The organism is Pseudomonas sp. TWP3-2, assembly GCF_049897765.1.
Lineage (GTDB): Bacteria > Pseudomonadota > Gammaproteobacteria > Pseudomonadales > Pseudomonadaceae > Aquipseudomonas.
This window is the reverse complement of the sequence record NZ_JAFCWW010000006.1, coordinates 264,749-276,866: the sequence shown is the minus strand read 5'-3', so window position 1 is coordinate 276,866 and position 12,118 is coordinate 264,749. Positions and strand designations below refer to the sequence as shown.

Annotated in this window: 13 protein-coding genes and 3 pseudogenes; 8 read left to right on the top strand and 8 right to left on the bottom strand. The window is 58.8% G+C overall.

Going from position 1 to position 12,118, the window contains the following annotated elements:
- Genes ACP7EE_RS12300 through ACP7EE_RS12265 form a run of 8 tightly spaced genes read right to left on the bottom strand, consistent with a single transcriptional unit; the run spans position 1 to position 7,192 of the window.
- Complete coding sequence (locus ACP7EE_RS12300; protein ID WP_426234715.1) at positions 1–243, bottom strand: hypothetical protein; 243 nt, start codon at positions 241–243, stop codon at positions 1–3.
- On the bottom strand, positions 240–530 hold the full coding sequence (locus tag ACP7EE_RS12295) for a hypothetical protein (protein ID WP_426234714.1): 291 nt from the start codon (positions 528–530) through the stop codon (positions 240–242). The genes ACP7EE_RS12300 and ACP7EE_RS12295 overlap by 4 nt, the downstream gene beginning before the upstream one ends.
- A gap of 13 nt (positions 531–543) precedes the next feature.
- Positions 544–1,545, bottom strand: coding sequence for a phage tail protein (locus ACP7EE_RS12290; protein ID WP_426234713.1), 1,002 nt, complete (start codon positions 1,543–1,545; stop codon positions 544–546).
- A 23-nt stretch (positions 1,546–1,568) separates the two neighbouring features.
- The gene (locus tag ACP7EE_RS12285) at positions 1,569–2,249 is read right to left on the bottom strand and encodes a hypothetical protein (protein WP_426234712.1); all 681 of its coding nucleotides are present in this window, start codon (positions 2,247–2,249) and stop codon (positions 1,569–1,571) included.
- The gene (locus ACP7EE_RS12280; RefSeq protein WP_426234747.1) at positions 2,249–2,554 is read right to left on the bottom strand and encodes a hypothetical protein; all 306 of its coding nucleotides are present in this window, start codon (positions 2,552–2,554) and stop codon (positions 2,249–2,251) included. Before ACP7EE_RS12280 ends, ACP7EE_RS12285 begins: the two co-directional genes overlap by 1 nt.
- Positions 2,555–2,569: 15 nt before the next feature.
- Positions 2,570–6,133, bottom strand: coding sequence for a host specificity protein J (locus ACP7EE_RS12275; protein ID WP_426234711.1), 3,564 nt, complete (start codon positions 6,131–6,133; stop codon positions 2,570–2,572).
- Positions 6,134–6,191: 58 nt separating this feature from the next.
- Positions 6,192–6,785 carry a tail assembly protein gene (locus ACP7EE_RS12270; RefSeq protein ID WP_426234710.1) on the bottom strand — a complete coding sequence of 198 codons (594 nt, stop codon included), beginning with the start codon at positions 6,783–6,785 and terminating at the stop codon, positions 6,192–6,194.
- Between the two features lie 44 nt (positions 6,786–6,829).
- Positions 6,830–7,192 (bottom strand): hypothetical protein, encoded by a 363-nt coding sequence (locus ACP7EE_RS12265; RefSeq protein WP_426234709.1) that lies wholly within the window; start codon positions 7,190–7,192, stop codon positions 6,830–6,832.
- Between ACP7EE_RS12265 and ACP7EE_RS12260 the strand changes: the two are divergent.
- From ACP7EE_RS12260 to ACP7EE_RS12225, 8 genes and pseudogenes are all read left to right on the top strand, one after another.
- Positions 7,109–7,315: pseudogene (locus tag ACP7EE_RS12260) on the top strand (DUF4055 domain-containing protein); the annotation flags it as partial. The gene ACP7EE_RS12265 and the pseudogene ACP7EE_RS12260 overlap by 84 nt on opposite strands.
- Before the next feature lie 43 nt (positions 7,316–7,358).
- Positions 7,359–8,660 carry a terminase large subunit domain-containing protein gene (locus tag ACP7EE_RS12255; RefSeq protein ID WP_426234708.1) on the top strand — a complete coding sequence of 434 codons (1,302 nt, stop codon included), beginning with the start codon at positions 7,359–7,361 and terminating at the stop codon, positions 8,658–8,660.
- A gap of 6 nt (positions 8,661–8,666) precedes the next feature.
- Positions 8,667–8,825 (top strand): hypothetical protein, encoded by a 159-nt coding sequence (locus ACP7EE_RS12250; protein WP_426234707.1) that lies wholly within the window; start codon positions 8,667–8,669, stop codon positions 8,823–8,825.
- Entirely contained in the window at positions 8,822–9,016 is a 195-nt protein-coding gene (locus tag ACP7EE_RS12245; RefSeq protein ID WP_426234706.1) for a hypothetical protein, read from the top strand. The genes ACP7EE_RS12250 and ACP7EE_RS12245 overlap by 4 nt, the downstream gene beginning before the upstream one ends.
- A gap of 157 nt (positions 9,017–9,173) precedes the next feature.
- Positions 9,174–10,064 (top strand): RecT family recombinase, encoded by an 891-nt coding sequence (locus tag ACP7EE_RS12240; protein WP_426234705.1) that lies wholly within the window; start codon positions 9,174–9,176, stop codon positions 10,062–10,064.
- A pseudogene (locus tag ACP7EE_RS12235) lies at positions 10,061–10,789 on the top strand (YqaJ viral recombinase family protein); the annotation flags it as partial. The gene ACP7EE_RS12240 and the pseudogene ACP7EE_RS12235, both read left to right, overlap by 4 nt.
- Positions 10,787–10,963 (top strand): annotated as a pseudogene (locus tag ACP7EE_RS12230) (DUF4224 domain-containing protein); the annotation flags it as partial. The pseudogenes ACP7EE_RS12235 and ACP7EE_RS12230, both read left to right, overlap by 3 nt.
- Before the next feature lies 1 nt (position 10,964).
- The gene (locus ACP7EE_RS12225; RefSeq protein WP_426234704.1) at positions 10,965–12,014 is read left to right on the top strand and encodes a tyrosine-type recombinase/integrase; all 1,050 of its coding nucleotides are present in this window, start codon (positions 10,965–10,967) and stop codon (positions 12,012–12,014) included.
- The last annotated feature ends 104 nt before the right edge of the window (positions 12,015–12,118 follow it).

The window sequence follows — 12,118 nt, the reverse complement described above, 5'->3', positions numbered from 1 at the left end:
TCAGACCAGAGTGGATTCTGGTAATGGGTATCGTGATTTGATCGCGGTCACAGAGGCCTTCCATGGCGTGAAGTCCGGCTCAAGCCCCTGCATCATCGCGTCATAGGCAATCTCAAGCCGAAGCGGATCAGACTCCGCCTGATAGGCAGCGCGGCGCTGTGCATAAGCGGCGTCAAGATCGGCCTTTAATTGGTCTGACTTGCGTTGCTCAGCGGTGATCATCTTGCTGAAATCGATGTTCATTGAGGCAACCTCACTTCGCCATCGGGTGGGTTGGCGATATCAGCCGGAAAGCACGCGGCTTCACCGGCGTCGACAGCGATCGGCAGTGACAGCGTGATGATCAACTGACCGCCAACGCGCTCTACCGGTTGAACAACGCTCGGGCACCCGACAGCTTCTGCCGGCAACACTGCACCATCTGGAAGCTCGGTGAAATCGAAGGTTTCGCCATCAATTGTGAGGGCGTCACCGGATTTGAACAGCGCCAAAGTGCCATCCATACGGATTGGTGAAAGCTTGATAATCATGGGCATACCTTCCTTAAAACCATCGGCCAACGGCCATCAGGCGGGAGGCCCGGCCGGTAGCATCACCATAAAAAGAAACCCGAGACCACGACACGTTGGTGGGCGTCGGGGCCGAGTTCAGAGAAACGACACTATTTCCAGAGTTCGCCACGCCAGTCACCACCGGCTCTGAACTCGCAACGAAGGCAGCCGGATAGGTCCAAATGGCGGGAGCACTGATCCAGCAATTCCCCTGCACTGTGCTGGCTCCTATGGAGCCGGTTGTGAACGTGCAGATTTGTGTTCCGTCGCCAAATCGAATCCAGTTACCGTTAGCGTTGGAACCGCTCTCGACGACATTTCGACCCGCTAGCTGAAGTCCTGTGGGCACGTTCAGCACGCCGGCGTACGAATACGTCATGAACGGGCCGCCTGCGGTGTTGCCTTGGTTTACGGTTCGCCAACTGAAGCCACCCGTACCGCCTCCCTGGTTGCAGGTGAAGGACACAGCACCGGACATACCACTGCCGTTGCCAGTTTCGTTCCATCCAAGAAACCCGCCACCACCGGAAGGCACCGCTCCGGTTACCACTCGCAGAGCGTTGAAGATTGGTGTGTAGGCACCACCCGCCGCAGGCATGGCGCCTAGAGCGGTCAACAGTTCGGCGCTGGTATTCACCGCCAGACCGGTACCGCCCTTGTTCAGCGGTAGCAAGTCGTAGTTGCCCGTGGTGCCGAGCGCGGCCATTTTCTGGCCGTAGGTGTTGACCCAACTCCGCACCTCGTCAGCCAGACCTTTCTGGTAACCCTGAATCGGTGCTACTGCGTAGCTCGTACCGGAAACAGTCGGCCCCAAATATGGAGGAATGATCGAGATCACCGTATCGCTCGCAACGTTTCCGAGTTCGTACTGGCGACCGTCGGGACCAATGAACGCGTCGCCGATCCGGGTGTTTGCGGCGAAAGCGGTGTTGACGCCACTCACCGTACTTGAATTTTGGGTGACAGAAACCGTACCAAGTCTGTGCCAAGGCATACTTGCATCCTATTGGAGTTTGATTACGCGGCTTGTTTTGCGAAGACTGCCGGCAGGAAAAAGGCGTATGGGTTGTTAGCTGCGACGGTGACCGCGTAAAGCGTGCCGGTGGAAAAATCCCAGGTGCAATAAAGTTGCCTTGGAATTGTCCCCCCGGACACCATTTTCATCCCGAAATTGTTGATCAGCATGAATTCGTTCTGCGGGAAGTTAAACGGCACCGAGTAGTAGTTTCGGTATAAACCCTGGTCAGTCATATCCGACTTTACGTAGTTCCAGTTCTGGAAGCTGCGCGTGAAAGTGGCGTTCGGCGTTCCCGAATCGAAAAGCATTTTGCTATTTCCATCCCAAAGCCGCATGCCGTACTGAGCAACCGCCTGCGCCGCGAAGGCCGCGACAAAGTAACGGCCATTGGGCTGGGCGGTCGCCGTGCTGTAAGCCCGAACATAGAAGCCAGTCCAGTTTCCCGCCGAGCCGATCAACCTCATGTTGCTCAGGCCGGCGATTCCGGCAACGGTGTCCGGTCGGACGAATACCAGCGGTGGCTCCTGAGATGTCACCGGCCTGGCAAAGTATGTCGTTGACCCCATGCCCCCTTCTTCCGTTGGCGCATATCGGCCGCTCGATATAACCATCAGCCTGGAAAATTCCGAGTCGATGGTGACTACGTTGCTGTTGTTCGTAAATTCGAGCCCGTAGTCCATCAGTTGAACCTCATTACGATCAGTCGCATCGTGCCTGACGCGATGGTGCTGGCGTATCCTCGCGTGTGGTTGTAGACCCGCGCCACGTTGTCGACGAGTTCCGTTTCGAACTGCATTTGCTGGTCTGTGTAGGCACCGACAGGCACCACGATGGCAACACCATTCGCAGGCCCGACACCCGGCACGGAGAAGTCTTGATTGGTTTTCGTCGCATTGCTGAATGTGACCAGCGTCGAGAGCACCACGCGGATGGTGAACGAGTTCTCATCTACCTGGAGCACGCTATCGGCGCCCCAGATCCGCATTCCATCTGCCATTAATCACCCCAGATAGCCTAGCCGGACACGCAGCACGTTGTTGGCGTCGTAAACAGAGACGTTCAGCGAGTTGATCACCAGCCGCCCCTGTCCGGGCACGATGCCGTTGATCTCCAGCGTTCCGTCTTTGTTGAGAATCCAGCCTTGCTGGCCGGGAATATAGTTGGTCGAGCTGATGTAGCTGCCGATCTTGGCGTTGGTGATCGTGCCGTCGGCAATGAACGCCGAATTCATGAACACCTGCCCGCCCTGCACCGCGAACGGAACCGAGATGGCGCCGCCGGCAATAGTGTTGACGATGGCAAAGCGATCAGCGGCGACAAGAAATTGGCTTTGCAGCCCGGCACCAGTGTTCTCGATGCCAAGACCGATGCCGGCCGCGACATACTGACCGTTTGCCGTAACCTGCATTTTCACGGACCACATCGTCGTCAGCTTGCCAGCCGTGTCTGCGTAGGCGACCGAGGTCTGCTGGATCAGAGCGGTGTTCTGCCCAACCGAGGCGCCGAGCTGATCGATCTTCGTAGCGGTCGCCGCGTTGGTGGTTGCCACCACCTGCTCCAGTTCGGTGATGTTGGCCTCGTTCGCGGCGATCTTTACGTCGAACGTAGTGATCCGTTTGGCGAACGCTTCACCTTCAGACGCCCTGACTTTGCTTTCAGAGGCAATGGCCGCCGTGCTGGTCCAACCCTTCATCGCGTCCGAAAGGTCGCCCGATCCATCGTCTTCCCGGTATGAAGCGCGCAGCGCCTGAAACGCTGTCGCCTGTGCCGTTACAACGCCGTCGAGTTCAGTGATCTCGGCAGTGTTGGTTGCAACTTGCTGGGCAAGGCCGTTGGCGGTTTCTACGGTCTGCCCAACGTCGAGCCAGTAGAGCGGGTTCGGCGGCGGCATGTTGAGCGGCACCGGGCCAGTCGCCTGGTAGATCCGCTTGCCCAGCACCACCAAGTCGTACTCCACATAAGTTGCTTCCGGGTCGTAGCCCTTCAGGCCGTCCAGCGCATCGATCTGCGCCTGAAGACCCGGTATTTTTTGGATTTCGTCCAGCAGGTCCTGGCCAAGCTCCGTTTCGCCAATCTGGCCGGCGATCATTTCGAGAATCGCCGCGGCGTCCGAGCTGGATTGGCCCTGCACACCCATGCCGATCGGATACCACGGCCCGATGTTGCCGATCTTGTCGACGATGCGGCCCCAGAAGTAGAACGTCACACCGGCGCGCAGGCCCAGCAGCGAAAAATCACTTTGCGGGTAGGCCAGATCAGTCAGCTTGGTCGCAGCCTCCAGACTGGTCGTCGGCCCGTACCAGATTTCAGTCCGCTGACTGTCCTCCGCACCTGGTGGGAAACCCCACTTTAGGTAGATGCCGAAGATCAGCGGCGTGGCCGTCAGATAGCTCAGCGCCGGCGGAAGACCCTGTTTACCCTTGAGGTTGGTCAGGATCGAGTTGCGCCACGGCGATGTGATGTCGAACGCACTCACCGCGCGGACGCGGGCTACGTATGCGCCGGCATAGATGCCGACCACGTCGACGTTGGTCATGCCGGTGCGCTGCAGCTTGATCCAGTTGCCGCTGTCCTTGCGCCATTCCACGTCATAACCGACTGCGCCGGGCACCGCCGGCCAGCTAATGGTCATCGTGGCCACGGCCAGGCCCTGCACAATCGATGAAGTCGAGGACAGAGACACGCTCGCGGGCGCCGGAACGACGGTGATCGGAATCACGCTAATCGACCGTTCTTCCAGGCGCGCACCGGTATCGATGTAGGCGAACTTGCTAGGCTCATACTGCAGCGCACTGATCTCGAAATCACCCTCGGTCGTGCGCCGGGTGCGCAACACGCGATACAGCGGAATCGCAAGGTCATCGGCATCTAGCGCCCATTGCAGTTGCGCAATCGGCGGCTCGCTGTAGTTGGTGGTGACCGTCACGGCTCGGGCGTTGACGCTCTGCACTGTGCGACCTTCCGCGCGGCCGCCGGGCAAGTTGATGATCAGCCGATCACCAGCCTTGGCTTGAGTGTCACGATCAAGCGTCACCACGCGGCCGGACGCCGACGAGATCCGCCCGCCAACCTCGCGCCCCGCCAGCAGCGAGTCAGCCACCGGGATGATATGCCCCGGCAACGGAATCACGCCTTCCATGCCGGTTTTGAACGACACGGTGCGGTCTTGGTTGTTGCTGAGGATCGCCCACTTGCCACGCCGCTGCGCCTCGGAAGCGCGAGTGCAGCCAATGGCGCTCAATTCAGTTGGCCGGTCGCCGTAGCGCCGTTGCAGAGCCAGATCCGCGAACGGAATGACGTCGGTGTCGTAGTTGTTCGCCGGGTTGTCATAGCTGACCAGCGCACGAGTGTACCGGGTCTTCGCCGAGGCGCTGCCGTAGGAGAACTTGCCGTCGATGACGTTGGCGCGGGTGAAGACGTAGTCGAAGTCCTGAGCGCGCGGCATGTCGGCCTGCATCACCAACTGGCCCTGCGCCCAGTACGTCATGCCACGGTAAATGCCGGCGATATCGCGCAACAGCGACCAAGCGTCAGCCTTGCCTTGCAGGTTCATGTCGCAGAGGAAGCGCGGCTCTATACCGCCCAAACCATTCGGCACCAACTGGTCGCAATACTGCGCGATCCGGTAAAGCTCCCACTTGTCGACCATGAACGGCTTGATGCGCTTGCCCAGACCGAATCGGTCTTCGGTGCACACCCCGTAGGTGATCCACGCCGGGTTATTGGTCCACGCCGACTTCATGCTGCCGTCCCACGTACCGGTATAGGTGCGCTGGATCGGGTCATAGTTGCTCGGCACCATCCAGCGCCGCGCCTTGCACTTCACTGTAACGGCCGGGATGTTAGTGAACTGCTCCGCGTCGAACTCGATGTAGAGCAACGCTGTGTTCGGGTAGCGCAGCTTGGCGTCGATCACCTCGGTGTAACCGGCGATCAGCATCGTGTCGGCGATCTTGTTGCTGTTCTGGTTCGGCGTGAGGCGGCGCACGCGGATCTGCCAGCCAGTCGTGGCGTCAGGCAAATCGATGCGGCGCGAGCGCTCGTAGCGCGTGGTGGTCTTGCCGTCGGCCGCGTCCACCAGCACTTGCTGATAGGCGCCCCCGTCGGTGGCCACATCAATGGCGTACTCGACGCGGTAACCGCCCACGTTGCCTTCGTCATCCTGACGTTGCAGCGCTGGCCAGGCCAAGCGAATGCGAACGGCCGACAGTTGCGTATTGGTGATCGACCGCACCCACGGCGCATCGCTGCGCAGTTCGACGTTGAGCGACGTTTCGTTCTCGACGGATGGGATGCCCGGGATGTAAGTCTGATCCACCGAACCTGAACGCCAATCCCACCGCACGTTCGGGAAGTTGTAGTTGCCGCTGGCATCGCGGATCGGCGTGTTATCCAAGTAGATGTCGTAATCGGTGGGTACGCTGTCGAATTCGCCCTCGCCCACAGCGATCAGCAGCTTGGCCAAGTTGGTCGAGCGCAGGCTGTCACTGGCTTCGGTCGGCGACTTCGGCTTGCTGCTGCCGCCCTTCTCGCCATGGATATCGATCTGTGCTGCTGCGCCCATGCTTTCCTCCAGGCATAAAAAAACCGCCTCGCGGGCGGTCTGTGTGCTGCTGTTTTGATTACGCTTTGTCTTCAGCCACGATCGAGGCCGAGATGATCATTCCACCCCACCGGCGCTCGCCGATGCAGATCGGCACCGGGTTACCGCTGGCGGTTGTGTTCTTGGCGCTGCCGAAGGCGTAGGACGGGGAGTTTTCGGGGGATGCGCTCTGCTTCAGGCCTGAGGCTTGGGGGCTGAGCATTTGAATAACGCCGCCGGCGACCAAGCCAATACCAGCGGGGGTTAAATATGGTGCGGTAAACGGAAGAGCATAGGAAATTGCCAAGAGTACAACGCCAACAATCGTCTGTAGGGCGCCTGCGCGCTTGCTTCCCTCGATGACTGGAACAATCCGAATCTCGCGAGTACCCGCGAGTTCTAACTCTGCCTCGCCAACGTTGGCTCGATTTCTAAATATCGCGAAGCGCATACCCATGGCAGCGAGACGCTTTATTTCTGCTTCAAACCCTTCAACCGTGCAACTCAAAGCCTTGAAAACCTCGCGAGACGACCCGGAGTCGATCTGCCTGGTGTGTTCTCTTCCGAACTTTTTCGCAAGCGATCCTGATAGCTTGATATTTGTCATATTTGCAGCACGCGAAATGGTGGCCATACTTTTCTCCGTCCATAAAAAAACCGCCTTTCGGCGGCCTGTGTTTACTTGCATTTCTGAAGCGAGTCCCGCAACTCTCCTCGCCCAATTTGCGACCACGCAACACGCTGGTAAAGTTTCGCAACACTTCCTGTTTTAGATTGGGCTATATCCAGCACGTCGTCAGTTTGTTGAGCAAAGCCGTTGACGATCCGGTAGCCACTAATTGTTTCGCTCATGCTCGCAGTCGAGTTGTGCTCTTGCCACGCAGGAAAAACACATAGCGCGAAAGCTTTTGGCGTCTTAGTTGAAGAAACAGAAATTGCTGGGGCCGATGCCATCAGATCGGATGGCGACGAACAACCGTGCGCGATGTCTGCGCCGGCCAGCACCGAGTGGTTGACCGACTGCCGTACATCAATGCCCATGACAAGTCGCCGGAAAACACCGATCGCAACAAGGCGTACCGCGAGCGGGCCGTGTTCAAGAATGCGACGGGGCATACACGCAATGGCTTGCTCGGCCTCGCGTTTCACAAAGAGCCGGTTGTACCGACCTCAGTTCAGGTTCATGTGATCAACGCGAGGAAGCCGGATGCCGAGCCTGAATGTTCCGCAGGCTGACTTCCTCCAGCTTCCACAAAAGTTTCGCGGTTTCGTGGCCGGGTTTGGATCGGGCAAGACCTGGGTTGGCTGTGCCGCGCTGTGCAAACACGTTTGGGAATGGCCAGGTATCAACTCGGGGTACTTCGCTCCGACCTACCCGCAGATACGCGACATCTTCTTTCCAACGATTGAAGAAGTGGCCTACGACTGGGGCTTGAAAGTCCGAACGAAGGAAAGCGACAAAGAGGTCGACTTCTACAGCGGCCGGCAGTATCGCAGCACGACGATCTGCCGCTCGATGGAGAAGCCGCAGACCATCGTCGGCTTCAAGATCGGCCACGCGCTGGTAGATGAACTCGACGTGCTGCCTTCACTGAAGGCTCAACACGCCTGGCGCAAGATCATTGCCCGGATGCGCTACAACGTACCGGGCCTGAAGAATGGCGTTGACGTGACCACGACCCCTGAAGGGTTTAAGTTCGTCTTCCAGCAGTTCGTGAAGCAAATCCGCGAGAAGCCTGGACTGGCCGGTATGTATGGTTTGGTGCAGGCCAGCACCTTCGACAACGAGCTGAACCTGCCGGATGACTACATCCCATCACTGATGGAATCGTACCCCGAGCAACTGATCCGGGCGTACTTGAACGGCCAGTTCGTCAACCTGACGTCCGGATCGATCTACCACTCGTACGATCGCAAGCTGAATCAGTGCTTTGACACTGTGCAGCCCGGTGAGCCGCTGTTCATCGGCATGGACTTCAACGTTGGCAAGATGGCGGCGATCACCCACGTCAAACGTGATCAGGGACTGCCGCGCGCAGTGGACGAGCTGATGGATGGCTACGACACGCCCGACATGATCAAACGCATCAAAGAACGCTACTGGCTGCACGACGGCAATGACTTCAAAAAGACCTGCGAGATTCGGATCTACCCGGACGCCTCCGGTGATTCACGCAAGTCGGTCAACGCCAGCATCACCGACATCGCCATGCTCAAACAGGCAGGTTTTACAGTCATCGCGCCGGCGGCTAACCCGCCGGTGAAGGATCGAATCAACGCCATGAACGCCATGTTCTGCAATGCGCAAGGCGAGCGGCGTTACCTGGTCAACCCGTTCACTTGCCCGACCTACGCCGATGGCCTAGAGCAACAGATCTGGGCGCCCAACGGCGAGCCAGACAAGAGCCAAGGAAACGACCACGCCAACGACGGCGGCGGTTACTTCATTCACCGCGAGTACCCGATCATCAAACCGGTCACCGCTATCAAGATGGGATACGCCCGATGAGCAACGATGTCTCCTTCAAGCGGGCGGACTACATCGAAGTGCTGGACCGTTGGGCAGGAGCTCATCACCCGTCTGTTCACCGACGGCGCTATCTCCATCGACGAGTTCAATCACTACTGCAAACGGCTGCGTGACATCTGTCAGCAGCGCAAGGAGGCGGCATGAGCACGGCACCGGTTAAATCGCTGATTGAAGAGCAGCTCGACGACATCGAACACAAGATCGCAATTCTCGGTTTTGGCCTTCCCTTCAATGAGGTGATCGGCCGCAAACGCGAGGATCTGGTCGCCAATCTCCCGCAGCGCCTGGCACCCAGCATGAAGGGCAAACAGATTGCAGTGAGAGTTAGGCCGTGACCGGTCGCCAGTGGGCGCGGCGCCTGCTTATTTGGCGCGGTGCGTTCACCTCCCTCGGCGTTTTCACCCTCCTGATGTTGCTCAGCACCCTCGCTGACCGCATCACTCAATAAACAAAGCATTCAATCGCTGCGCCAGTGCGCGGCAAGGAATTGTCATGTCCGCACAAAGCGTGGCGCCGGTGGCGCACGAACAAACCCTGCACGTTCTTCCTCATGCAGCGACCAGCACCAGCTCGCTGGTCCTCGATGGCGACAGTCTCGACAAGATGATGCGTCTGGCCGAAGTCATGGCGCTGGGCCGGGCCACGCTGCCGAAGCACTTCAACGGCAACTCAGCGGATTGTCTGGCGGTCGTCATGCAATCGATGCAGTGGAGGATGAACCCCTTCGCGGTGGCGCAGAAAACGCATTTGGTGAACGGCGTGCTGGGCTACGAAGCGCAGCTGGTAAACGCGGTGATCACTACCTGCGCACCGGTGGTGGATCGTCTGCACTACGAGTGGTTCGGTGCTTGGGAAAAGGTGATCGGCCAGTTCGACATCAAGACCAATAGCGAAGGCAAACAATACCGTCAGCCAGGCTGGAAGCTTGAGGACGAGCAAGGGCTGGGCGTGAAGGTCTGGGCGACCTTCCGGGGCGAAGACGAGCCGCGAGTCCTTGAGTTGCTGCTTGCCCAGGCTCGCACTCGCAACAGCACCCTCTGGGCTGACGATCCTCGCCAGCAACTGGCGTACCTCGCCACCAAACGTTGGTCGCGCCTCTACTGCCCGGACGTGATCCTCGGCGTGTACAGCCCGGATGAGTTGGAAGAAACCGTACCAACCATTCGCGACGTATCACCGGCGCGTGGCGCAGCACCAGCTGACCTCCCGCCTTACCCCGAAGAAAAGCTAGCGGAGAATCTGCCGAAGTGGCGCGTTGCTGTCGACTCCGGTCGATCTGCACCTGACCACCTGATTGCAACCGTCAGCAGCAAATTCACCCTGAGCGAAGAGCAGATCGCCAAGATCAAGGCGCTCGCATCACTTGAAGGAGAGCAAGAATGAAAATCCACAATGTCGCGCAAGGCACCGACGCCTGGCACGCCCTCCGCGCGAACTACTTCACCGCCTCCGAGGCGCCAGCGATGATGGGCGCTTCTAAGCAAATCAAGCGCACCGAACTGCTGCATGCGAAAAAGACCGGCCTCGACCGCGACGTGTCGTGGTGGGTGCAGAAAAACCTGTTCGATAAAGGCCACGAAGCTGAAGCGCTGGCTCGGCCGATCCTCGAAGATCGGATCGGTGAGGACCTTTTTCCTATCGTCGGTACCGAGGGCGATCTGCTCGCCTCGCTCGATGGTTGCACAATCCTCGGCGACATTCTGTTCGAACACAAAATGTGGAACGAGCAGCTCGCGGCCGACGTGCGCGACGGAAATCTCGATCCGCACTATTACTGGCAGCTTGAGCAGCAACTGCTGGTGAGCGGCGCCGAGAAAGTGATCTTTGTCTGCTCCGACGGCACGGAAGAAAACTTCGTGTCGATGGAATACACGCCAGTGCCTGGCCGCGCCGCCAAGCTGGTCGCTGGCTGGAAGCAGTTCCAGGCTGATCTGCTCGACTTCACGCCCGCCGAAGTGCTGCCCGAGGCCGTCGGAAAGACGCCAGAAACACTGCCAGCGTTGCGCATTGAAGTCACTGGCATGGTCACTGCCAGCAACCTGGAGCAGTTCAAAGCTCATTCGCTGGCGGTGTTCGGCTCGATCAACACTGAGCTCGAAACGGATCAGCGCCGCTGGCTTATTGATCGCCAGTGGGTGTTCGTCGAAAGCCGCGGCAAACGCCCATTGGTGGGTCGGATGTATGCCCGCATGAAGCTGGGCATGATCAGCCCAACCATTGCCGATCCGAACCCACCGCCGGCGGCGCCGGCATGGACGCCTGACTACTCGCGAGTGAATTGATATGCGCCCCCGCAAGACCGAGCACCACCACCTGCCGCCCCGGATGTATCAACGCTCACGAAAACGCAAAAACGGCAGCGTTTGGACGGCCTACTACTACCGCGACCTGCTCGGGAAGGATATTCCGCTGGGCAAGGATCTCGACAAAGCCAGGCTCAAATGGGCGGAACTTGAAGCGAAGGAAAAGCCGCTCGACTTGCGCACGATGAAAGGCATCTTTGACCGATACATCCGCGAGATCGTGCCCAAGAAGGCCCCGCGCACGCAAAAGGACAACATGGCGGAGATCAAGCAGCTCCGGCCGATGTTCGACGGTGCCCCGATTGACTCGATCACGCCGGCAACCATTGCCGGCTACCGAGACGCTCGCTCGGCCAAGGTGCGGGCGAACCGTGAGATCGCCACCCTCTCCCACGTTTTCAACATTGCCCGCGAGTGGGGGCTGACAATGAAGGAAAACCCCTGCCAAGGAGTTCGCAAGAATAAGGAGACGCCGAGGGATTATTACGCGAATGATGTGGTGTGGGATGCGGTTTACAAGAAGGCAGCTCAGGAGCTGAAAGAAGCGATGGACCTGGCCTATCTGACCGGACAGCGGCCGGCAGACGTGCTGGTCATGCGGAAGGATGACGTCGAAGGCGGATACCTGACCGTCCAGCAGAACAAGACGCACAAAAAGCTGCGCATCCAGATGACCACCGCCGGGGAGGCAAACAGCCTGGGTAAGCTGATCGCGGAAATCACAGAGAGAAACACCCTGCTGGTTTCGAGCTATCTGATCGTGAGCCGGAGCGGCAAGAGGATGACGGCGACGATGCTGAGAAAACGGTGGGATGCGGCGCGCGAGAAAGCAAAACTGGAAGCGATTGAGAAAGGTGACGAGCTGCTGGCCGGCCGGATCGGGGAATTCCAGTTCCGCGACATTCGCCCAAAGGCCGCGTCGGAGATCAGTGATGTGGGCGACGCGAGTCTGTTGCTCGGGCACACGAAAGGCGACATTACCGAGCGCGTTTATCGCCGTGTCGGTGCCATCGCGAAACCCTCAAAATAACCCAAAAAAGCGTTCCATAACTCAAAGCGACGCCCTTATAATTCGCGGCCTGTAGGGGTGTCGAAAAACAAAAGTAATGGAACGAAAAATCGCTGCACGCGGCG